The following is a 24171-nucleotide window of genomic DNA, read 5'->3' on the forward strand; positions in this document are numbered from 1 at the left end:
TGGAATTTAAAAAAGATGACCCCTATTCAATTTAGGAATCATCTTCTAGTTGCTTAACCTCTTTTTTTATTGTGTCCTTGACATGGGTGCCATTTTAGATCCTTGTGATTCCAGCCCTCTTTGTTTTTGGTTGAGTTTTTATGAACTGATCACTAACGCATGTAGCTTTCTAAAATCGACCAAGCTTTGTCTTTCCCTTCACCTGTTTCAGAGGAAAACATCACCAAGTGATCATCCTCATGAAGCTCCAACGTTTCCTTGGTTACTTTTACATGCTTTTGCCATTTCCCTTTTGGGATTTTATCAGCCTTTGTCGCGACAATAATACAAGGGATATTGTAATGCTTTAGAAAATCATACATCATTCGATCATCAACTGTTGGTGGATGACGCAAATCAACAAGCAAAACTACTGCCCTAAGCTGCTCGCGTGACGTGATGTAGGTTTCAATCATCTTCCCCCATGCTTCTCGCTCTTTTTTGGACACCTTCGCATAACCATAACCTGGAACATCTACAAAGTAGAAGGACTCATTAATGATAAAAAAGTTTAATGTTTGTGTTTTTCCCGGCTTTGAAGATGTTCTCGCTAACGCTTTGCGGCCCAGCATTTTATTAATAAATGAGGATTTACCCACATTCGAACGCCCTGCTAAAGCAATTTCCGGAAAATCCCCCTCAGGATACTGCGCCGGCCTGACCGCACTTATTACTATATCTGCACTAGTTACTTTCATTTCCTTCTCCAATCAATGCATGCTTCAACACTTGATCAATGCTTGATACAAGCACAAATTCAAGTTCGCCTCGTACGCTTTCAGGTATATCATCAATATCCTTTTCGTTATCTTTAGGCAAGATGATTTTCGTTAAACCAGCGCGATGAGCACTTAATGTTTTTTCTTTTAACCCGCCAATCGGTAGAACCCGACCACGGAGGGTAATTTCACCTGTCATACCCACTTCTTTGCGAATTGGCTTACCAGTAAGAGCTGATACAAGTGCAGTAGCAATGGTTATACCAGCAGATGGTCCATCCTTCGGAACAGCGCCCTCTGGTACGTGAATATGGATATCATATTTCTCATGGAAATCATTATCAATTCCAAGCTCAATTGCTTTAGAGCGAATATAACTAAAGGCTGCTTGAGCTGATTCCTTCATGACATCTCCAAGCTTACCTGTAAGAACAAGCTTTCCTTTACCAGGTGACAATGATACCTCAATTTGCAATGTATCCCCGCCAACGGTTGTATAAGCTAAACCTGTCGCAACCCCAACCTGATCCTCAAGTTCAGCTTGCCCATAACGGAAGACTGGTTTTCCTAAGAATTCCTCAATCGTTTTATCTGTTACAACAACCTTTTTCTTTTCACCAGATACAATAATTCTCGCTGTTTTCCGGCAAATCGTTGCTAATTGTCGTTCAAGACTTCTAACCCCAGCTTCCCGTGTATAGAAGCGAATAACCTTTAATATTGCCTCGTCACGAAGCTGTAGTTGGCTTTTTGATAAACCGTGATCGACAACTTGCTTAGGCAATAAATGATCCTTCGCAATATGAAGTTTCTCGATTTCCGTATAACCAGCAATCGTAATGATTTCCATACGGTCACGTAATGGTCCTGGAATCGTTGCCAGATTATTTGCTGTTGCAATGAACATAACCTTCGAAAGGTCATATGTTTCTTCAATATAATGGTCGCTAAAATTATGATTTTGCTCAGGATCCAATACCTCGAGCATCGCCGCAGATGGGTCACCACGGAAATCACTAGACATTTTATCAATTTCATCAAGTAGGAACACTGGGTTAATCGTTCCTGCTTTTTTCATCCCTTGAATGATTCGTCCTGGCATCGCGCCGACATATGTGCGACGGTGACCGCGAATTTCAGATTCATCACGAACTCCGCCTAAGGAGATACGGACAAAATTACGATTCATTGAAGTTGCAATCGAACGCGCTAAGCTTGTTTTACCAACTCCTGGAGGACCTGCTAAACAAAGAATTGGACCTTTTAGTGAATTGGTAAGCTTTTGGACTGCAAGGTATTCTAAGACACGCTCTTTTACCTTTTCAAGGCCATAGTGATCTTTATTAAGAATTTTTTCGGCTTTGTGGATATCTAGGTCATCCTCAGTTGCTGTTGTCCAAGGCAACGAAATAAGCCACTCAATATAGTTGCGAATGACAGCACTTTCTGCAGAACTAGTTGGAACTTTCTCATAGCGATCGAGTTCTTTAAGAGCCGTCTCTTTCACTGCTTCTGTCATGCCTGCATTCTCAATTTTTTCAGTAAGTTCGGCGATTTCACCCGTTTTACCCTCTTTATCGCCTAACTCTTTCTGAATCGCTTTCATTTGCTCACGCAAATAATATTCCTTCTGAGTTCGTTCCATCGAGCGTTTAACACGCTGACCGATTTTTTTCTCTAAGTTTAATACTTCCTTCTCATTATGAATGATATCAATGACTCGATTCATTCTTTCCTTCACATTAATTGTTTCGAGAATCTCTTGTTTATCTTTCAGTTTTAACGGAAGGTGAGATGCAATAATATCAGCCATTCTTCCTGGTTCTTCGATATCAGTAACCGATGAATAAGTTTCCGCTGATATCTTCTTCGATAGTTTTATGTATTGTTCAAAATGTTCAAGCATCGTTCTCATTAATGCTTGGTCTTCAACATCCTTGGTCGGATTATCCTCATATGTTTTCAGGCTGGCAACATAGTGAGTCTCTTCGTCGTGTAAAAGAACGATTTCCGCCCGTTTTAGCCCTTCAACTAGCACACGAATCGTGCCATTTGGAAGCTTGAGCATTTGTTTAACCCGTGTCAATGTTCCAATATGGAATAAATCTTCTTCAGTTGGCTCATCAATTGATACATCTTTTTGTGTTGTCAAAAAAATCAAATGGTCATCTACCATTGCTTTTTCAAGGGCTTGCACCGATTTTTCCCGACCTACATCTAAATGCAGGACCATTGATGGATATACGAGTAACCCTCGAAGAGGCAGGAGGGGAACGATGAGCTCTTCAGTTTTGGTAGTCATACAATAACACCTCCAATTGCAATACTTAAACCCATACTTTTATCATAATTCAGTTGAAGTCTTTGTACAATCTTAACGTATTAAATAAATGGAATCAAAGAAAAACTTCGGTTCGTCACTTGTTGGCAAACCGAAGCCAAAAAATTTTTGAGTTGATTTGGTGAACTCCGTGTTTTTTTGTTTACTGTTACCGCTCTAATCTTTTTTTCTCAGGACAGGCACGATAGCTCGTTTCTCGTTACCGTGCGGCTCTTTTTTGAACGATATTGGGCACGTTAACTCGGCTATTGTTACCATTCGGGCCTTTTTCGTGCGAAATCGGGCACGATAGCTCGGCTTTCGTTACCACTAGCGCCTTTTTCGCGCGATATCGGGCACGATAACTCATTTATCGTTACCCTACGGCTCTTTCTTGAACGATATCGGGCACGTTAACTCGGCTATCGTTACCGTTCGGATTTTTTTCATGCGATATCGGGCACGTTAACTCGGCTATCGTTACCGTTCGAATCTTTTTCGTGCGATTTCGGGCACGATAACGATCTCATCTCGTCAATGATGACCATTCATGTCTTTTTCGTGCGATATCGGGTACCAAAACTTGCAACCTACACACTTTCCTTCTTCGATAAATCGATAGCTGCGGTAATAATTTGATCCCTAGTGCTTTCAATATCTTTAGCAACATCTTTCACAAACGTGTGTTCAAATACTTGATGTAAATGGGCCACAGGAATAATTTCAATACCCTTAATTTCATGAAGCATTGATTGCATATTTTCTTCAGGAATAATTACCGTCTTAGCACCGGCCTTCAACGCTGCCTTTACCTTTGGATAAACCCCGCCAATTGGCTTAACGTTACCATGGATACTTATTTCACCTGTCATCGCAACCGTGTGATCAACTGGAAGCTTGTAAATTGCTGAATAAATGCCTGTTGCCATCGCAATTCCAGCTGATGGGCCATCAACTGGGACACCACCAGGGAAATTCACATGAATGTCGTACTCATCCGCTGGTACACCAATCGAGCGAAGAACGGTAATAACATTTTCAATAGAGCCTTTGGCCATACTTTTACGACGAATGGACTTGCCCTGGTTCCCAATGCTCTCCTCTTCGACGATTCCGGTAATATTGATGGAACCTTTGTCCTTAGCAGGCATGACAGTCACTTCGATTTCTAATAAGGAACCAGAATTTGGGCCGTGCACAGCCAGACCGTTCACTAAGCCAATTATCGGATTTTTATTAATCTTTTTATCCATTCGCGGGCTAAGCTGACTTGATTGGATAATCCATTCAAGATCTTCATCCTTAATAAACTTTCGGTCCTCTTGAATCGCTATTCCAGCAGCAATTTGAATCATATTAACTGCTTCACGGCCATTTCGCACATATGTAGAAAGAATATCTAAACCTTTGTCGCTAATCGTTAAACTTACCTTATCAGCAGCTTTTTGGGCGACAGTTGAAATTTCATCATGGGTTAGCTCTCTAAAGAACACTTCCATACAACGAGAACGAATCGCCGGTGGTATTTCATTTGGCGTTCTTGTAGTAGCGCCAATTAAACGAAAATCAGCAGGAAGACCATTTTTAAAAATATCATGGATGTGGCTAGGTATTTGTGGATTTTCCTCATGATAATATGCACTCTCGAGAAAAACCTTACGATCTTCCAACACCTTTAACAATTTATTCATTTGAATTGGATGGAGCTCGCCAATTTCATCGATAAACAGAACACCACCATGAGCATTCGTAACAGCCCCTTGTTTTGGCTGAGGTATGCCAGCTTGTCCCATAGCACCGGCACCTTGATAAATTGGATCATGGACTGAACCAATTAATGGATCAGCAATTCCTCTCTCATCAAAACGTGCCGTCGTGGCATCGAGTTCGATAAATACTGCGGATTGATTAAATGGAGATTTCCCATTTTTCTTAGCTTCTTCAAGCACCAGTCTTGCTGCAGCTGTTTTTCCAATCCCTGGTGGTCCATAAATAATGACATGCTGCGGGTTCGGTCCACATAATGCTGCTTTCAATGATTTAATTCCGTCCTCCTGACCAACAATATCTTGAAAGCTGGTTGGGCGAACCTTTTCTGAAAGGGGTTCAGTTAATGAGATTGCCCGCATTTTCCGAAGCTGCTCCATTTCCTTTCGTGATTCCCGGTCTATCGAAACTTTTTGGCTCCGCTGATTTTTTAATAGGTTCCAAAAATAGATACCGATTATGACGCCGAAAAAAAGCTGTATGAATAAGGCAATCCCCGTCCAATTCATCGTATTCCCTCCTGGAGTTATTAGTAGCTTATAATAATAGCTAGTATTTCCGAGGGTAAGAAGTAATAAACAAGATTTTTTTTGAAATAAATGGATGGCATTTTAACGAAAAAACCAACCAATCAATAATCTGATTGGTTGGCTAGTTAGAGTTAAGTATTTTTATGCAGATGTTTTGCGTTGTTCTTCAACAACTGTACCGTCTTCTAGAACTAGCTTAGGAACGCTGTTTCCTATAACGGTTTCACTGGTGATGATACATTTTGTAATATCATCACGCGAAGGAAGATCAAACATAACATCTAGCATGATTCCTTCGATAATCGAACGAAGACCACGCGCACCTGTCTTACGCTCGATTGCCTTCTTAGCGATTTCCTTTAATGCATCTGGCTCGAATTCTAACTCAACGTCATCAAGCTCAAGCATTTTTTGGAATTGCTTAACAAGAGCATTCTTAGGCTTAGTTAAAATTTCGATTAATGCATCTTCGTCTAATTGCTCAAGGCTAGCAATGACTGGAAGACGACCGATGAATTCCGGAATGAGACCGAAACGTAATAAATCCTCAGGTAGAACCTTTGAAAGAAGCTCTTTTTGAGCAATTTCCTGCGTTTTTGGATCTGCCCCGAAGCCAATTACTTTTTGACCTAGACGGCGCTTAATAATTGGTTCAATACCATCGAATGCACCACCACAAATAAATAAAATATTAGTGGTATCAATTTGGATGAATTCTTGATGAGGGTGCTTTCTACCGCCTTGCGGAGGAACACTTGCAACCGTACCTTCTAAAATCTTAAGAAGCGCTTGCTGTACACCTTCACCGGAAACATCACGGGTAATTGATGGATTTTCCGACTTACGGGCAATTTTATCAATTTCATCAATGTAGATAATGCCTTTTTCAGCCTTCTCTACATCATAATCAGCTGCCTGGATTAATTTTAACAGAATGTTCTCAACGTCCTCACCAACGTAACCTGCTTCAGTTAATGAGGTTGCATCAGCAATCGCAAAAGGAACGTTTAGAATTCGCGCTAATGTTTGTGCTAATAATGTCTTACCGCTGCCAGTAGGACCAATCATACAAATGTTACTTTTTGACAATTCAACATCATCAATTTTGCTGTTGGAATTAATACGCTTGTAATGATTGTAAACAGCTACTGAAAGTGATTTCTTCGCTTGATCCTGTCCAATTACATATTCGTCTAATATATCGCGAATTTCCTTGGGCTTAGGTACGTCTTTAAACTCAACTTCTTCTTCTGTACCAAGCTCTTCTTCAACGATTTCAGTACATAACTCAATACATTCATCACATATATATACACCTGGTCCAGCAACTAACTTGCGGACTTGATCTTGCGTCTTACCACAGAAGGAACACTTTAATTGCCCTTTTTCATCATTAAACTTAAACAAATGACTTCACCCCTCGATAAAAACTTTTTCGTATATAGTTTGGATCAAATCAATCGAACTTAGATTAGCCTATTTTTTAAATATTCCTACAGTTATGTATATTGGATTGTAACACACTTTTCATACGGACAGGAAATGATAACACTTGAACTGCTAAAGTTTTCATTTCAGGGAGGCTAATCCAAGTTCACCAAAACAATAATATGTACTAATTAAGCATTTCCAGAAAACAGCCTCTTCAGTCGGGTTACAAAAAATCCATTAAAAAAATTTATGGGAAAACCCTGAATTATATTCCAATTTCCCATTATTCTGCAGAAGGGATTTTCACCATACCTCTATTATAATATATGTATGTGTATTTTGTATAAAACAAGGCACGATAAAATCGCGCCTTGTTTATTATTATATAATTTGTATGAAATTTACTTTTTTGATTACTCTTGTGTTGCAGCTACAGTTTTGCTGTTTTCAACTAAGAACTCAACAGTTTTTCTTAATGAAAGATCACCTTTGATTTCTTCAGTTCCACCAAGAGCTTTTTGGATGTCTTCTACAGACATTTTGTACATTTCAGCCATTTTTTCAAGCTCAGCAGTTACATCTTCTTCAGTTGCAGCGATGTTTTCTGCTTTTGCGATAGCTTCTAAAGTTAAGTTACCACGAACGCGTTGTTCAGCTTCAGGCTTCATTTGCTCACGAAGAGCTGCTTCATCTTGACCAGAGAATTGGTAGTAAAGGTCAAGATTCATACCTTGCATTTGTAAGCGTTGTTCGAACTCGCTTAACATACGACCGATTTCAGTGTTTACCATAACTTCTGGCACTTCCATCTCAGCATTTGCAGTTGCTTTTTCAACAATAGTGTTTTGGATGTAGTGCTCTTCTTGATGTTTTTTATCATGAGCTAAACGATCCTTGATTTTTGCTTTTAAAGCATCAAGAGTTTCCACTTCTTCATCAGCATCTTTAGCAAACTCATCATCAAGTTCAGGAACTACTTTACCTTTGATTTCATGAAGTTTTGTTTTGAAAACAGCTGGTTTACCAGCAAGCTCAGCTGCATGGTACTCTTCAGGGAATGTAACCTCAACATCTTTTTCTTCGCCAGTAGCTACTCCGACTAATTGCTCTTCAAATCCAGGGATGAATGAACCTGATCCAAGCTCTAATGAATAGTTTTCAGCAGTGCCGCCTTCGAATGCTTCACCATCAACAAACCCAGCAAAGTCGATAACAACTGTGTCACCAAGTTCAGCAGTACCTTCTTCTTTAACTACTAATTCAGCGTGACGCTCTTGAAGTTTCTTGATTTCTGCATCTACTTCTTCATCAGTTACGTTAGTATCAAATGCTTCGATTTCAAGACCTTTGTATTCGCCAAGCTTAACTTCTGGCTTAACTTGTACAGTTGCTTTGAAAATAAAGTTTTTGCCCTTTTCGATTTGTTCAACATCGATTTCTGGACGATCGATTGGCTCGATACCAGTTTCTTCGATAGCGTTTGTGTATGCTTCAGGAAGAAGATAGTCAACCGCATCTTGATATAATGATTCTACGCCAAAACGTTTTTCGAACATTTGACGAGGCATTTTTCCTTTACGGAAACCTGGTACATTAACTTGCTTTACTACTTTTTTGAATGCAGCGTCTAAACCTTGGTTTACTGTTTCTGCATCTACTTCAACTGTAAGAACCACTTGGTTCCCTTCTAATTTTTCTAACTTAGCAGACATACTGTTTTTTCCCTCCAACAATCTATTCTCATTTTTCATACGGAACGAATGGATATGAATTTTTCATGACTGGCAATCGAAATCCATAAAAATAAATTTTTTGTGTATTTTTTCGCACAATACAACCACTATATTATACCATAGGATGTTTTTGTTTCAACAGGCAAGCCTAAATTATGGGGAAGAAATTTCTTCAATCGTACTAATCTGCTCTATAGCACCAAGGATATCAGTGTCTTTAACCTCATAAAAATTAGCAATTTCTTCAAGTTCCAATTCTTGTCCAAAATAGGAAGATGCGACAAAATGGAAGGCTGAAGCCCAAATATGAGGCTCCTCGTTTTCAATACGGAACGGGTAAATTAGGAAGAAATACCGCTCCATTAATTGTTTAATACTATCAAGCAATATTGGATCGTCATTCTCCAGCTTTTCAGATGATATCTTTATACAAGCAAGAAAATCAGGATGATTATGTACTTCAAAAAGACTCTCCGGAATCAAAGCCAAATCTCGCGAATACTTTCTCACGATAACTTCTTTATCATATTCTTGTTCCTTTAACACAGTTAGCAGAATCGTTTTAAAAAATGGGTCCCCCTGGTCCGAAGATAGGAATTCACTGATTTCTAAAATGGATGCCCGAACATTACTATTCGCAAGTTGCCCTGCTACATGAACCTGCTCTCCTGGGTCCTTAATCGAAAACAATTCGAGCTGGAAATCTTTAATTGGGTTGGTTAGAGTTTCATTTGCTATTTGTGTTTCAGGTTGTGTTTCCGCCATTTTACGGCTAAAATGAAGCATTTTCATGAAGTGCTCCAGCTTTTCAGCAGGTACTTCTCTTTCCTCCAACAAAGCTTCTATTGTTATGACAATTTCTGCATAGTTATTTTGTTGAACGAGAATCATTATGTACATGTCAACGATTGTAAAGTATTCTCCAATTCCTAATTGAAGCATATGTTTTGCACGCTGGTTGGCCACGGCCAAATTGCCTGCTTCAAAATTCGCCACCACAAGGCCGAGATTAATATCCTCATCGTCTGGATTTAGTTCATTAGCCTGGCTAAGCAAGTTAATGGCTTCAGAAAAATTTTTACGCTGAAGTTGATCCAAGCCCTTTTCCAGTAGGCGCTTTTCTAAGTTCGGAAAAAGGATAATGTTATTGTCTTTATTTGACTGGTCCCTCTTATTCATGAAGGTTCTCCCTTAATTCACGTTTGAGGTTAGTGTAGCATGTGAAGTTAAAAATTACAAAAAGGAGCTTAGAAAAGCGCAAGGCGCCCGGTTATCGGCGACAAGCACAAGACGAGCCGGCCGGAAGGTTGCCTTTTACCTTCAGGACGGATTGGCTTGTGACCTCGAGCCGATGGCGCCTGGAGCTGGACACTAAAACTAGTTCAAAGCCACGCTTTCTTAAATAGTAAAAAAAAGACTCACAGACTCGGCTGTGAATCTTTTTTTGAATATTAATGTGCTGCTTCGTATTTGGAGATTTCTTCATCAAGTTGCAAGGTGATGCCAATTTCATCCCATCCATTTAGAAGCATGTGCTTCCAATATGGATGAATTTCAAATGATGCTGTAAATCCAGCTTCATCCTTGATTTGTTGTGAATCAAGGTCGATTGTTAGATTGTACGGCTGTTTTTTCGCAGCTTCTAACAAGTATTTAATTTCCTCTGGTGTTAGCTTAATAGGCAGCATTCCGTTTTTTAAGCAATTTTGATGGAAGATATCCGCGAAGGATGTTGAAATCACTACTTGGAATCCATAATCCAATAATGCCCACGGCGCATGCTCACGAGACGATCCGCAGCCAAAGTTTTCGTTTGTAATCAGAATGGAAGCTCCTTGGTTTTCAGGAAAATTTAATTCAAATTCAGGATTTGGTTCTCCATCCGATTTGAAACGCCAATCGAAAAAGAGAAATTGTCCGAATCCTGTTTTTTCGATTCTTTTAAGGAATTGTTTAGGAATGATTTGGTCAGTATCTACATTGACACGGTCAAGTGCAACGGCTTTACCTGTTAATTGTTTAAATCCGCTCAAAATAGCGCCTCCTCTCAGTCTATGCTCAAGTTAATGTTATTTTTAAAATAAGGCTTATTGTACTTCTGTTGCCGCGAGTTTGCGGACATCTGCGAAACGGCCATGAATTGCAGCATTAGCTGCCATTGCAGGGCTTACTAAGTGAGTGCGTGCTCCAGAACCTTGTCTTCCTTCGAAGTTACGGTTTGATGTGGACGCACAATGTTCTCCTGCAGGTACAATATCAGCATTCATGCTTAAGCACATTGAACAGCCAGCGTGTCTCCACTCAAAGCCAGCCTCTGTGAAGATTTTATCCAAACCTTCTGCTTCAGCAATTGCTTTCACTTGTTGAGAACCAGGTACTACCAGCGCTCTCACATTCTGATGTACATGTTTGCCTTGAACGACAGTAGCCGCAGCACGTAAATCTTCGATTCTAGAATTTGTACATGAACCGATGAATACGTGTTGAATTTCAATCTCCTCAATGGATTGACCTTCTTTAAGTCCCATATATTGAAGCGCACGTTCAACCGCTTTTCGATCGTTTTCTGTTTCACATTCAGTTAATAATGGAGTTCTGCCATCAACTGGAGCTGTCATAGATGGGTTTGTTCCCCAGCTTACCATCGGTGCAATATCCGCACCTTCGATTTCGATGACTTTGTCATACTCTGCATCCTCGTCAGAAGCAAGCGCAGACCATTTTTCAACTAATGCGTCGAATTCTTCGCCACTTGGAACATATTTTCTTCCTTTTAAATAGTTGAAAGTAATTTCATCAGGGCTTACAAGACCCGCTCTTGCGCCACCTTCAATTGACATATTGCATACTGTCATGCGCTCATCCATTGACATGCTGCGAATTGCTTCGCCGCAATATTCAATGACATAACCTGTCCCAAAATTAATGCCATATTTAGCAATAATATAAAGGATAACGTCCTTTGACGTTACGCCTGGAGTTAATTTTCCATTAACTTGAAGCTTTAACGTCTTAGGTTTTGTCTGCCATAATGTTTGTGTCGCTAATACGTGCTCCACTTCACTTGTACCAATACCGAACGCTAAAGCACCAAACGCGCCATGTGTAGAAGTATGGCTGTCTCCACAAACAATTGTTTTACCAGGCTGAGTTAATCCTAGTTCAGGACCGATAACGTGAACAATCCCTTGGTCTGGGCTGTTCAAATCGGCTAGTGTAATCCCGAATTCAGCACAGTTACGCTCTAATGTTGTAATTTGGTTTAACGCTACCTTATCCTTGATTTCAAACGGATTATCAGTTGGAACGTTATGGTCCATTGTCGCGAATGTTTTATCTGGTCTTCTTACTTTACGATTTTTTAATCTTAGTCCAGAGAACGCCTGCGGTGAGGTTACTTCATGAACAAGATGCAAGTCGATATAAATAAGATCTGGTTTTCCCTCTTCTTGATGAACGATGTGGTTTTCCCAGATTTTTTGAATGATTGATTTACCCATCTGCTTTCCTCCTTACTACGAAAAGCGCAAGCGCCTTCTATTTAAACTAGAAGCGCACTGACCCGGAATGTCAAAAGTCACTCCCAGGCCAGCTGCGCCAACCTTTTAACTTAGTCTTATGAATAGCAATTTTGGATTTTTAAAAGTGCTTCTGTGTCCATGATTGATGCTTTGATTTCATCGATCATTTCAGTTGTTGAAAGGCGTTTACAGCCTTCAAATGCAATGTCACCTGTACGATAACCGTTATCAAGCACTTGGTTTACAGCTGCTTCAACTGCATCTGCTTCTTCAGTTAAACCGAAGGAAACACGTAGCATCATCGCTGCAGACATAATCGCTCCGATTGGATTGGCAAGATTTTGGCCAGCAATATCAGGAGCAGTACCGTGAATTGGTTCAAATAAATATGGTCCATTTTCAGAAATACTTGCAGATGGCTGCATTCCTAGTGATCCAGTGATAACAGATGCTTCATCACTTAAAATATCACCAAACATATTTTCCGTTACTACAACATCAAATTGTTTTGGATTTCTAATGATTTGCATAGCGGCGTTGTCGACTAGCATATGCTCAAGTGTTACTTCTGGGAAATCTTTTGCAATTTCCTCAGCAACCTCACGCCATAATCTACTAGTTTCTAACACATTTGCTTTATCAACAGACGTAACCTTTTTCTTACGAGTGCTTGCTAATTCGAATGCTGTCCGGATAACACGTTCAATTTCACGACGTGAGTAGTAAAGTGTATCAAGTGCACCTGGCTCGCCATCGCGCATTGTTCGCTCACGAGGTGTACCGAAATAAATTCCGCCAGTTAATTCACGGACCATTAAAATATCAATATCTTCAATTACTTCTTTACGAAGCGGTGAAGCATCAGCTAAACTGCGATAATACATTGTCGGACGAAGGTTTCCGTACAATTCTAATTCCTTACGAATTTTCAATAACCCCTGCTCTGGACGAAGTTCAACCGCAATATTATCCCACTTTGGTCCACCAACTGCGCCAAGTAAAACAGCGTCGCTATCTTTACAAAGCTTAATTGTTTCTTCCGGTAATGGAGTACCGTCAGTATCTACTGCATTTCCACCAATTCTCCCAAACGAAAAATGGAATTGATGATTGAAACGCTCACCAACTGCTTGTAGTACAGCAATTGCACCGTTGGTTACCTCTTTTCCAATTCCGTCACCAGGTAAAACCGCAATACGTTTTTCCACGGTTTCCATCCCCCTCTAATAAAAATAGTAAAATATATGCTTAAAAGGATGTTTAGCTGCACAAAGATAACTTTGGCAGCTAAACGAATTGATACAAATAAGGCTCGCCAGCTGGCAAGTTTTATGAATGAGATCCTTCTGTCACTTGAGTTTGCTCTGCAAGATAGATCACACGGTTTACAGCATTTATATATGCCTTTGCAGATGCTTCAATAACATCTTGCGCTAAACCGCGTCCACTTGATTCCTTGCCTGCATAGTTCAATTTCACAAATACCTGTGCTAACGCATCACGGCCTGCACCAACAGATTGAATCCGATAGTCTAATAAATGGACTTGTTCCTTTACGCAACATTCCAATGTATTATACAGAGCTTCAACGCTACCAGCGCCACTACCAGATTCTTCAATGATTTCATTGTTACGACCCGATAATGTAACTGTCGCAGTATGAACCTGATCAGCTGTATTTTGAATTTGAACAGATTTTAGTTCATAGAATTGGTCTTGGTCCTTAGAAAGCTGATGATCAAGAACGATGGCGACTAAGTCATCATCTGTCATTTCTTTCTTACGATCAGCCAACTCTTTAAAAATCGTAAATAGTTGCGGAATTTCCTCTTCCGCTACATTTAAACCAAGCTCTTGCAAGCGTATCTTGAACGCATGGCGACCAGAGTGCTTCCCAAGAACTAATGAATTAGATTTCACCCCAACTAATTCAGGTGAAATGATTTCATAGGTTGATTTTTCCTTTAACACACCATCTTGGTGAATCCCAGACTCATGTGCAAAGGCATTTCGACCTACAACCGCTTTGTTTGGAGGAATTGGCATTCCAGTTAATTTACTGATTAACGTACTTGTTCTGAAGATTTCATTTAAAGTGATTCTTGTTTCTGCTTTATAAAAATCACCACGAATGTAAAGTGCCATAATGACTTCTTCAAGTGAAGCATTACCAGCCCGTTCACCGATACCGTTAAATGTACCTTCAACTTGTGTAGCCCCGTTTTCAACAGCTGCTAAAGAGTTAGCAACAGCCATACCTAAGTCATCGTGGCAGTGAGTAGATAAACTTACCTTATGAACAGAAGGCACATTCTCCATCACATATTTAAACATTGCACCATATTCAGCAGGTGTTCCATAACCAACAGTATCTGGCAAATTGATTACATTAGCACCCGCTTGAATGACAGCTTCAATTATTTCAGCTAAGTATGGTAACTCAGTACGGCTCGCATCTTCTGCAGACCATTGAATAATTGGGAATTTTTGAGCTGCATATTTTACAGCCGCAACAGCAGTTTCGATAACCTGCTCTTTTGATTGTCTTAATTTATATTCCCGATGAATCGGGGAGGTTGCAATAAATGTATGCAACCTCGGGAATGCTCCATCCTTAAGGGATTCCCAGGCAGCATCAATATCGCCAACCACTGAACGAGCTAATCCTGTGACAGAACAACCACGAATAGTTTGAGCAATTTTCTGAACTGACTGGAAGTCACCTTTGGAGGCAGCGGGAAAGCCGGCTTCAATTATATCCACGTTTACTCGCTCGAGTTGACGAGCAATCTCAAGCTTTTCGGATAGATTTAAATTCACACCGGCAGATTGCTCACCATCTCTTAGCGTAGTATCGAAGATTTTAATTTTTGGCACCGGCAACCACTTCCTTGTTTTTTGGGTTAACGAATGGCATCATTGCACGTAATTCTTTACCAACTTTTTCAATTAAGTGTTCGTTTTCAGCACGGTTGATTGCTGTAAATTCAGGACGACCTGCTTGGTTTTCTAAAATCCAACCTTTTGCGAAACGGCCTTCTTGAATGTCCTTTAATACTTCTTTCATTTCAGCTTTAACAGCGTCAGTTACGAGACGACGACCTGTTACGAAATCGCCCCATTGAGCTGTATCAGAGATTGAATAGCGCATGTTCGCTAATCCACCTTCGTACATTAGGTCAACGATTAATTTTAATTCGTGTAAAGTTTCAAAGTATGCCAATTCTGGTTGGTAACCAGCTTCAACAAGTGTTTCGAAGCCTGCTTTAACAAGTGCAGAAGTACCACCACAAAGAACTGCTTGCTCACCGAATAGGTCAGTTTCAGTTTCTTCTTTAAATGTAGTTTCAAGCCCACCCGCTCTTAATGAACCAATTGCATGTGCATAAGCTAAGGCTAATTCTCTTGCTTCACCAGTTACATCTTGATAAATTGCGAATAATGCTGGAACGCCGGCACCTTCAGTGTATGTACGGCGAACTAAGTGCCCTGGGCCTTTAGGTGCTACTAATAATACGTCACTTTCTTTAGGAGCAACGATTTGGTTGAAGTGGATGTTAAATCCGTGAGCAAACATTAATGCTTGCTTTTTAAGATTTGGTTTGATTTCTTCGTTATATACTTTTGGTTGAAGTTCGTCTGGAAGAAGGATCATTACTACATCAGCTTTAGCTGTTGCTTCACCAACTGATAATACTTCAAAACCATCTTCTACAGCTTTATCCCAAGATTTACCTGGACGTAATCCGATGATAACGTTAACGCCGCTTTCTCTCATGTTTTGAGAGTGTGCGTGACCTTGTGAACCGTATCCAATAACTGCTACAGTTTTTCCTTGTAAATATGATGGGTTTGCATCTCCGTTATAGTACATTTTTGCCATTGTAATCTTCTCCTTTTAATCTCTAGAATTTTTGTTTTTTAAAGAATAGAAATATTTCTTTGATTATTAGAGGCACGCTGTGTTCCGCGCGGGAATGCAGTCGTACCGGTTCTAGCTAATTCTTTAATACCATAAGGTCTGATTAATTCGATGAACGCTTCAATTTTGTCAGGTTCACCAGTAATTTGGATCACTAAGCTATCTTTACTAACATCAATAACAGATGCGCGGAATGGCTCAATCAACGAATAAATTTCACTTCTTGTACTTGGACTTGAAACCACTTTGATTAGCGCAAGCTCTCTTGACACGATAGATTGTTCAGACATATCGGTTACTTTAATGACATCAACCTGCTTGTTTAATTGCTTGGTAATTTGCTCGATTACTCCATCGTTATCAACATTTACTACACAGGTAATTCTGGAGATATCCTCTTGCTCAGAATGACCAACTGTAATGCTTTCAATATTGTAGTTACGCTTGGAGAACAGGTTAGTAATGCGGTTTAGTACCCCAGGTCGATTCAAAACGGTTAATGAAATAATTCGCTTCATTCTTTAACACCTACCATTTCGTGAAGTCCTTTACCAGGTGCAATCATTGGGTAAACTTTTTCCATTGGTGAAATACGGAAATCTAGTAGTACTGGTTCTGGGCTGACAAGTACTTCTGTCAGGATGCGTTCAGCTTCCTCTTCAGAGGTAATAGTGTAACCCTTAATGCCATAAGCATCTGCCAATTTTACAAAGTTTGGCTGTGCCGGAATTTGGCTGTAAGAATATCTTTCCTCATAAAATAATTCTTGCCATTGCTTAACCATTCCAAGTGACTCGTTATTTAAGACAACGATTTTGATTGGTAGCTTAAGTTCAGAAATAACCATCAATTCCTGTGAACACATTTGGAAGCCACCATCACCAGAAATCGAAAGAACGGTCGCTTTTGGATCAGCCAATTGTGCGCCAATACTTGCTGGAAGACCAAAGCCCATTGTGCCCAAACCACCAGAGGTAACCCAGCGATCCGCTTTATTAAATTTATAGTATTGAGCAGCCCACATTTGATGTTGACCAACATCTGTAACAACGATTGCTTCACCTTTTGTTTTTTCATAAAGCATTTCGATGATTCGTTGTGGCTTTAACTCTTTATCAGTTTCATAAAAATATGGATATTTTTCTTTCCATGTGTTAAGTGTATCCATCCATTCCTGATGTTCAGGTTTTTCACCATTCTGAGCAATCAATTGCTTTATGGCAGCCTTAGCATCGGCAACAATCGGAATCTCCGTTGGAACGTTTTTGCCAATTTCAGCAGGATCAATATCGATATGAGCTACAAGTGCATTTGGAGCAAAAGTAGCAAGATTACCAGTTAAACGGTCATCAAATCTCGCTCCGATATTAAGTAATAAATCCGCTTCATATAAAGCCATATTAGCTGTGTAACAGCCGTGCATTCCAGCCATACCCATAAATAATGGATGTTCAGCAGGGAAACCGCCAAGACCAAGTAGAGTGTGTACTACTGGAATTTGTTGTTGCTCTGCATATTGCTTTAAAAGCTCTGAAGCTTTTGAATGGAGGACACCAGCACCAGCCAAAATAACTGGCTTCTTCGCATTTGATACTGCTTCAACTAATTTGCGAATTTGCAAGTAATTCGGTTGAAGGTTTGGTTGATAACCTGGAAGATTCACCTCAACTTCTTCAGGAATATCACCAACTACAGTTGCTGCAATATCCTTCGGTACGTCAATGATAACTGGACCAGGACGACCAGTTTGAGCAATATAGAAAGCTTCTTTTATAATTCTTGGAATATCTTCAATATTGCGAATTTGATAGTTATATTTAGTTATTGGAGTTGTAATCCCTAAAATATCAGCTTCTTGGAATGCATCTGTTCCAATAACACTTGTTGCTACCTGACCTGTGAAAACCACGAGCGGCAAGGAATCCAAAAATGCATCTGCTAACCCTGTAACAATATTCGTCGCTCCAGGACCAGAAGTTGCAATGACAACACCAGGTTTCCCAGTAATGCGAGCGTATCCTTCAGCTGCATGAATTCCACCTTGTTCATGCTTAGGCAGAATATGACGAATATTAGCATCGTAAATTTTGTCGTAAATTGGAAGTACTGCACCGCCTGGGTATCCGAAAATGACTTCAACATTTTCCTTTTTTAACGCTTCTAGTAATAGATCAGCACCCGTTAAGGTTTTCTTGATTGCCTTCGATTCAGTAAAGGCTGCTCCTTGCAACATCGTGAGTTGACCTCCTCTTTTCAAATCCTTTTTTTCATATAAAAAAGCCTTCTCATCCCTCAATTCGCCTATTGATGCTAGGCAAAGGGATGAAAAGGCTTTGCAACCTGTTCCACGGTACCACCCTTGTTCACGCTTGTTACAGCGTGCGCTTATGAACGTAATTCTGTTCCTTTTTAATAACGAGTGTGTGTGACACCCGATCAGTCCTAATTGATTGCTCGTTCAGACCGATACTCAGAGGTGAGTTCATCCTATGCAGGATTACCGGCTTCCAGCTTTCCCGGCTCTCTGTAAATCCCGTTCCATAAAATTACTTATCCTCATCATCGTGATTAATTATTCAATTAATAATTAGTTTACTCAACTTGAGCCAAATAATGAAAAATTCAGAAAACAAAATTTGCGATAATTCCACAAATTTCGCACTTAATATTTTTAGGATTTGAAATATTTTGTTTATATATTTGAGGATAATGTTACCTTCATTTTTAGTCTGAGTCAATAACATTTTCAGTAATTTTTTGAACATTATAGTATGTTCAGAATAATGAATCCGCTTACATTGTTGGTATATTCACATTCTTCTGAGATTAAAATTTTTTACTATGATTTACATTAAAAGGGAATGTTGACGATAAAAGGCAGCTGATCTGGTAGAACTAGTTATTTTTAGACAAAAATTAAAAACGTCATATCGAGATGATATGACGTTTTGCTAGCGTCCCAGGAGAGATTCGAACTCCCGACCGACGCCTTAGAAGGGCGTTGCTCTATCCAGCTGAGCTACTGGGACATATTAAGTTTTCCTTTGCCTTTCAGCGAGGACATTTTTTATTATATTGTGTAGTAATTAAAAAGTCAACACAAAAATAAAAAAATCGGAAGAAAGGTAATCTTTCCTCCTTATTATATTAAAATTAACCATTATTTTAAAGAAGAAAACGCTGCTTTAATGCCGCTATTTCTCCTTTATCAAGATCATAAACAGAAACTTCAAGCTGATTTTCCACTTGCTCTAAAATACAATAAGTACGCTCCTTGCGGCCACGAGGTAGTCGGATACTTCCAGGATTGATAAATAAGATATCATCTATTTGTTCCATCCCAAGCATGTGTGAATGTCCAAAGCACACAATGTTCGCACCAAGCTCCTGGGCACGATAATACAGATTCATTAAGGTTGATTTTACCGAAAATAAATGGCCATGTGTGACGAAAATCTTCAGCCCTGCAAATTCAACGACTTGCTCATCTGGGTATTTCATCTCATAATCGCAATTTCCACGAACGGTGACAAACCCCTCTATTTCAGGCTGATCAAAAAAGAGCTCAGAATCCCCACAATGAATCATCACATCAACCTCATGTTGATGTTTTTTCTTAATATGATCAAGCTCTTCAACAAATCGATGACTGTCGCTTACAATTAGCGCTTTGGTCATTAGATTTCAGCCCTTTCAAATAAAGACTCAAATTGCTCATCCAGCTTCTTAAGAGCTTTACCGCGATGGCTGATTTGATTTTTCTCCTCACTCGAAAGCTCTGCCATACCTCGATTCGCTTCTAATGAAAAGAAAATAGGGTCGTAGCCAAATCCATTTGTTCCGATACGCTCATGAAGAATTCTTCCCTCGACCGTTCCGCTAACGGTTTTAGTAAGTTTGCCTGGAACAGCGATGGCAAGGGCACAATAAAATCTGGCAGTACGATTTTCGTCTGGTACATCTGCAAGTTCTGCCAGAACCTTATCATTATTTGCTTCGTCGCTTTTTGCTTCGCCAGCATAGCGAGCTGAATAAACACCAGGACGACCGTCTAAGGCATCAATAACCAGGCCGGAGTCGTCAGCAATGACTATTTTATCAAGCTGCTTTGAGATCGTCTCCGCCTTTAAAATCGCATTTTCTTCAAAGGTAGTACCCGTTTCCTCCACGTCCGCAAGTTCCGGAAAATCAAGCAAGGTTCGCACCTGATAACCTCTTTTAGCAAACATTTGTTGAAACTCTTTTGTTTTTCCCTTATTTTTTGTCGCAATAATAATTTCCTTCATTCCGCATCCCCTCCTATGCCTTAATACAAGGAATATCTCCTGTTAAATAATCAGCATTAGAAATTAACCTATTTTACTTACTATACTATCGCCAAGGGCTTGCTTCTGGATTTCAAACAATTCCATTAAGCCGCTTTGTGCTGATTCAATCATTTTTTGTAGTTGATGATAAGAGAAAGTGGACTCTTCACCTGTACCTTGTAACTCCACGAATTCACCTTTTCCAGTCATAACGACATTCATGTCCACATAAGCCTGTGAATCTTCTATGTAATTTAAATCGAGAACGTTACTTCCATCTGGTAAAACACCAACGCTTGTTGCTGCTAAGTAATCTTTGATCGGATAACTCGGCAAGCGCTTCTCTTCAACAAGCTTTTGAATGGCCAAAGTCATTGCCACAAACGCACCAGTAATGGATGCCGTTCGGGTACCACCATCTGCTTGAATCACATCGCAATCAATCCAAATTGTTCGCTCACCTAGAGCTTCCAAGTCTACAACTGCTCGAAGCGCACGTCCAATTAAACGTTGGATTTCCATCGTTCTACCGGTGACCTTACCTTTAGATGCTTCACGGATATTCCGCTGCTCTGTGGCACGGGGCAGCATTGAATATTCAGCCGTAATCCAGCCCTTAGCTTGACCCCTTAAAAACGGCGGAACACGTTCCTCGATGGTTGCTGTACAAATCACCTTGGTATCACCAACAGAAATCAGTACAGAGCCTTCTGGATGCTTTAAATAATTTGTTTCAATTGTTACTGGTCTAAGCTGCTTAGGTTCACGTCCATCAAAACGCACGTTTCTTCCTCCTTATTTCTCATCTGCTAGCTTTCGTGTCCTTTGGTAATTTCTATTGAAATAAATAGGAGTTGGCCAGATGCCAACCCCTTCACGATGCCAATATATAGTATATCAAAAATTGTTTTTTAGTAACTACCTGTATTCACATTTTCAGGACGAGTTACTGGTGCAGAAAGCTTTTCTCCTTCTTCCGTAACTAGTTCCGCCTTACCTTTTACAAGAATTGAGACACTTTCAATTCCCTTTTGTTCAGTCAAAGAAAGTACAAGGGAATTTAATAGATGGTTAGAAATAATTTTTTCCTTGAAGCCTCCGAAAATCGCTTCATTAAAGTTTAAAGTGACTTTGCCATTTTCGATTTTAGGCTTATCTAATAATTCTACTCCCGCTGCAAATTCTGATTGAAGATCTGTCGTATAGCTTGGTCCTTTTACTAGTTCATTTACAGCTGCCTCAATGTTATTCTTCACCTTGTTATCAACACGACGTGTTACTGGCACATAATAATAATTTCCTGTTTCACCACCAACAAAATATACAGTTACAGCTTTTGTATTAGAAATATCAACGACATCCTCGGCATCTATATTGATACCATTTGCTCGGCTTTGTTTTGCACTAATTGGTGTACCGTTAACTGGCATTTCCTTTAATACCTTGCCGTTCATTTGGAGTTTGACTGAATCGACAGAATCAAACTGGGTTAATGTCCAAGTAACTGCTTCAAGGATTTGTTGTTCCTGCTCTTTCTTATAATTAGCAAATTCCTTTGAGAAATCTACTACCGCAACCTTATCTTTAATATCTACTGATACTTGAGTATCTGCAGGAATTACCGCTTGGAATCCATTTGGCAACATCTCAGATACAGGTCCGTTGACAACTAGATATTCAAGAGCTTGCTTAGCAATCCCTTCTTTTTGCTCTAGCGCCATTGTTTGCGGAACTACATAGCCGTCTTTATCAATTAAATAGAGCTCGGTCATGACCGTTTTCTCAGCAGCTTCTTTTTTATCTTTGTCGTTCTTTTCTACTGAGGCCGATTCTTTTTTGACAGCTTTACCGCTGTCCTCATATGTGACCGTTTCCGGAGGATCGATTTGCTTTTTTTCCTCACCGCCCAACAAACCGCACCCAGTTAACGTTGTTGCTAATAGAATGACAGTAGAAAAGAATAACGTCCTTTTATTTAAAGACATCATAAATACCTCCTAAGACAGTTTGTACTAAATGTATACGAGCCATTTTTGTTTTTAGACCGTCTTAGCTAAGAATTTTTTACGACAGTGTTAATTTCATAAGTTGATTAGAGCGAAAATAAACCAAAAAAACGGCTTGAATACTATGATTCAAACCGTCTTCCTAATTTTATTGTTTCGACTACCTCAATTGGTCTTTCGAGCCATTCGGTCGCTATTTTAGCAAAAATCGTACTGGAACCTGTAGTATAAAATTCGTGCTGTGGCTCCTCGTCATTTGTATTCAAAATGTCTTTGTAAGAAAGAATCGTACTTACTTCTCGTGCTGTTTCTTGACCCGAACTAATGACACTAACCCCTTTTCCCATGACATTTTTTATAACAGGCTCAAGCAACGGGTAATGCGTACATCCTAAAATAAGCGTGTCCAAGTCACAATTTCGCAAAGGCTGTAATGTTTCAGCCACAATTTTTTTGGCGACAGGACCAGAGTACTCACCGCTTTCCACTAATGGAACAAATTTTGGACAGGCAAGACTTTTCACTTGAATTTGCTTATTTAACGCCTTTAAGGCTTTGTCATACGCTTTACTTTTTACAGTACCTTCTGTTCCGATAATCCCGACTTTATTATTATGGGTATGTTTTAGCGCAGCCCTTGATCCTGGAGATATAACGCCGATTACAGGAATAGTCAACTTATTGCTGATTTGATCCAGCACAACAGCAGTCGCAGTATTACAAGCTATAACCAACATTTTTATATTTTTTCGCAACAAAAAATGGGTCATTTGCCAAGTGAAAAGTTGTACCTCTTCGCTTGGTCGTGGCCCATATGGACATCTTGCTGTATCACCTAGATAGATGATTTTTTCATTCGGGAGTTGACGCATTACTTCCTTTACTACTGTTAAACCGCCGACCCCAGAATCTATTATACCAATTGGAGTATTCAAAACTTATCGCCTCATTCTTCGAGCATACCTTGGTGGAATTTCGTCATTAATTTTTTTAAGGTTTCAATTTCATCATACGTAAAATTGATTAATACTTGTCTCATATATTGCTGACGTTGTTCAAGGATTTCATTCATGATTTTCTTGCCACTATCAAGTAAATGAATCCTTACAACACGACGATCATTTTCATCTTTTATTCTTTGAACAAATTGATTTTTTTCAAGCCGATCAACTAAATCAGTAGTCGTACTGCAGGCTAAAAACATTCTACCTGATAATTCCCCAATCGTCATCTCCCCAGCTTCAAATAACCACTGCATAGCAGCAAATTGAGGTGGTGTAATTGAGTAATTATGAAGGATTTCTCTACCCTTTTGTTTGATGATATCACATATGTACCGAGATTCCTTTTCAACGTCTACAATAATTCCCAACTTTACTTTATCATCAAACTCCATATTATTCCTCTCCTATTGAAAAATTTGACGATTCGACGTTTTTCTTTAATTCTCTCTCTTTTATTATATAACTTCAAGATGCAATAAAAGGTAAAAAATGAAAAAATTTTTCGATCTCAGTCACTTTTTTAAATATGTTAACCGGCCCCCTGTGAAGGAAAGCCGGTCTTCATTAAAGTTCTAGCTCTCCCATACGAAGGAGCTCTACAACCGCTTGCGAACGCCCCTTAACGCCAAGCTTTTGCATGGCATTAGATATGTGATTACGAACCGTCTTTTCGCTTATAAATAATTCACTAGCGATTTCTTTTGTGGTTTTATCTTGAACTAACAGTTCGAACACTTCTCTTTCACGTTTGGTGAGTAATGGCTTGTGAGTATAATCATTCTCCTTCAAGTACTGTAACCCTCCTTGCCTTCGCCAGCTATGAACCGCGGGGTGGGTATATATTTAGTCACAATATCATATGAAATATAAAG

The 24171-nt window shown here is 39.6% G+C and carries 21 protein-coding genes, 1 tRNA gene and 1 other annotated feature; all 22 genes read right to left on the minus strand.

Annotated elements, in window-relative coordinates:
* Nucleotides 1–152 precede the first annotated feature (152 nt).
* Nucleotides 153–737 carry a ribosome biogenesis GTP-binding protein YihA/YsxC gene (yihA, locus tag HHO41_RS10210; protein WP_169098150.1) on the minus strand — a complete coding sequence of 195 codons (585 nt, stop codon included), beginning with the start codon at nucleotides 735–737 and terminating at the stop codon, nucleotides 153–155.
* Nucleotides 724–3060 (minus strand): endopeptidase La, encoded by a 2337-nt coding sequence (lon, locus tag HHO41_RS10215; RefSeq protein ID WP_169098152.1) that lies wholly within the window; start codon nucleotides 3058–3060, stop codon nucleotides 724–726. The genes yihA and lon overlap by 14 nt, the downstream gene beginning before the upstream one ends.
* 238 nt (nucleotides 3061–3298) lie before the next feature.
* Nucleotides 3299–3448, minus strand: coding sequence for a hypothetical protein (locus HHO41_RS10220; RefSeq protein WP_169098154.1), 150 nt, complete (start codon nucleotides 3446–3448; stop codon nucleotides 3299–3301).
* Nucleotides 3449–3668: 220 nt separating this feature from the next.
* Nucleotides 3669–5354, minus strand: coding sequence for an ATP-dependent protease LonB (gene lonB, locus HHO41_RS10225; RefSeq protein WP_169098156.1), 1686 nt, complete (start codon nucleotides 5352–5354; stop codon nucleotides 3669–3671).
* Nucleotides 5355–5516: 162 nt separating this feature from the next.
* The gene (gene clpX / locus HHO41_RS10230) at nucleotides 5517–6782 is read right to left on the minus strand and encodes an ATP-dependent protease ATP-binding subunit ClpX (RefSeq protein WP_169098158.1); all 1266 of its coding nucleotides are present in this window, start codon (nucleotides 6780–6782) and stop codon (nucleotides 5517–5519) included.
* 437 nt (nucleotides 6783–7219) lie between these two features.
* Nucleotides 7220–8518, minus strand: coding sequence for a trigger factor (gene tig / locus HHO41_RS10235; protein WP_169098161.1), 1299 nt, complete (start codon nucleotides 8516–8518; stop codon nucleotides 7220–7222).
* 174 nt (nucleotides 8519–8692) lie between these two features.
* Entirely contained in the window at nucleotides 8693–9718 is a 1026-nt protein-coding gene (locus HHO41_RS10240) for a tetratricopeptide repeat protein (protein ID WP_169098163.1), read from the minus strand.
* A gap of 272 nt (nucleotides 9719–9990) precedes the next feature.
* A complete protein-coding gene (leuD, locus tag HHO41_RS10245; RefSeq protein ID WP_169098165.1) occupies nucleotides 9991–10572 on the minus strand; it encodes a 3-isopropylmalate dehydratase small subunit in 582 nt (193 codons plus the stop codon).
* Nucleotides 10573–10626: 54 nt separating this feature from the next.
* Nucleotides 10627–12039 (minus strand): 3-isopropylmalate dehydratase large subunit, encoded by a 1413-nt coding sequence (gene leuC / locus HHO41_RS10250; RefSeq protein ID WP_169098167.1) that lies wholly within the window; start codon nucleotides 12037–12039, stop codon nucleotides 10627–10629.
* A gap of 116 nt (nucleotides 12040–12155) precedes the next feature.
* Nucleotides 12156–13268 carry a 3-isopropylmalate dehydrogenase gene (gene leuB / locus HHO41_RS10255; protein ID WP_348981257.1) on the minus strand — a complete coding sequence of 371 codons (1113 nt, stop codon included), beginning with the start codon at nucleotides 13266–13268 and terminating at the stop codon, nucleotides 12156–12158.
* 121 nt (nucleotides 13269–13389) lie between these two features.
* Nucleotides 13390–14937: a 2-isopropylmalate synthase gene (locus tag HHO41_RS10260; RefSeq protein WP_169098171.1), complete on the minus strand. Its 1548-nt coding sequence runs from the start codon at nucleotides 14935–14937 to the stop codon at nucleotides 13390–13392.
* Nucleotides 14924–15943 (minus strand): ketol-acid reductoisomerase, encoded by a 1020-nt coding sequence (gene ilvC / locus HHO41_RS10265; protein WP_169098172.1) that lies wholly within the window; start codon nucleotides 15941–15943, stop codon nucleotides 14924–14926. Before ilvC ends, HHO41_RS10260 begins: the two co-directional genes overlap by 14 nt.
* A gap of 38 nt (nucleotides 15944–15981) precedes the next feature.
* Nucleotides 15982–16500, minus strand: a complete 519-nt coding sequence (gene ilvN, locus HHO41_RS10270; protein ID WP_169098195.1) for an acetolactate synthase small subunit — start codon at nucleotides 16498–16500, stop codon at nucleotides 15982–15984.
* Nucleotides 16497–18215 carry an acetolactate synthase large subunit gene (gene ilvB, locus HHO41_RS10275; protein ID WP_169098197.1) on the minus strand — a complete coding sequence of 573 codons (1719 nt, stop codon included), beginning with the start codon at nucleotides 18213–18215 and terminating at the stop codon, nucleotides 16497–16499. The genes ilvN and ilvB overlap by 4 nt, the downstream gene beginning before the upstream one ends.
* Nucleotides 18216–18297: 82 nt before the next feature.
* Nucleotides 18298–18554, minus strand: a binding site (T-box leader).
* Between the two features lie 383 nt (nucleotides 18555–18937).
* Nucleotides 18938–19011, minus strand: a tRNA-Arg gene (locus HHO41_RS10280).
* Nucleotides 19012–19147: 136 nt separating this feature from the next.
* Nucleotides 19148–19660, minus strand: coding sequence for a metallophosphoesterase family protein (locus HHO41_RS10285; protein ID WP_169098200.1), 513 nt, complete (start codon nucleotides 19658–19660; stop codon nucleotides 19148–19150).
* Nucleotides 19660–20268 (minus strand): XTP/dITP diphosphatase, encoded by a 609-nt coding sequence (locus HHO41_RS10290; RefSeq protein ID WP_169098202.1) that lies wholly within the window; start codon nucleotides 20266–20268, stop codon nucleotides 19660–19662. Before HHO41_RS10290 ends, HHO41_RS10285 begins: the two co-directional genes overlap by 1 nt.
* A 63-nt stretch (nucleotides 20269–20331) precedes the next feature.
* Entirely contained in the window at nucleotides 20332–21072 is a 741-nt protein-coding gene (rph, locus tag HHO41_RS10295; RefSeq protein ID WP_169098204.1) for a ribonuclease PH, read from the minus strand.
* A gap of 128 nt (nucleotides 21073–21200) precedes the next feature.
* A complete protein-coding gene (locus HHO41_RS10300) occupies nucleotides 21201–22274 on the minus strand; it encodes a GerMN domain-containing protein (RefSeq protein ID WP_169098206.1) in 1074 nt (357 codons plus the stop codon).
* A 143-nt stretch (nucleotides 22275–22417) separates the two neighbouring features.
* The gene (gene racE / locus HHO41_RS10305; protein ID WP_169098208.1) at nucleotides 22418–23230 is read right to left on the minus strand and encodes a glutamate racemase; all 813 of its coding nucleotides are present in this window, start codon (nucleotides 23228–23230) and stop codon (nucleotides 22418–22420) included.
* 11 nt (nucleotides 23231–23241) lie between these two features.
* Nucleotides 23242–23691 (minus strand): MarR family winged helix-turn-helix transcriptional regulator, encoded by a 450-nt coding sequence (locus HHO41_RS10310; protein ID WP_169098210.1) that lies wholly within the window; start codon nucleotides 23689–23691, stop codon nucleotides 23242–23244.
* A gap of 172 nt (nucleotides 23692–23863) precedes the next feature.
* Nucleotides 23864–24088 (minus strand): helix-turn-helix domain-containing protein, encoded by a 225-nt coding sequence (locus HHO41_RS10315; protein WP_042459328.1) that lies wholly within the window; start codon nucleotides 24086–24088, stop codon nucleotides 23864–23866.
* Between the last annotated feature and the right edge of the window lie 83 nt (nucleotides 24089–24171).

This window comes from Bacillus sp. DNRA2 (genome assembly GCF_012843265.1).
GTDB lineage: Bacteria > Bacillota > Bacilli > Bacillales > Cytobacillaceae > Bacillus_BU.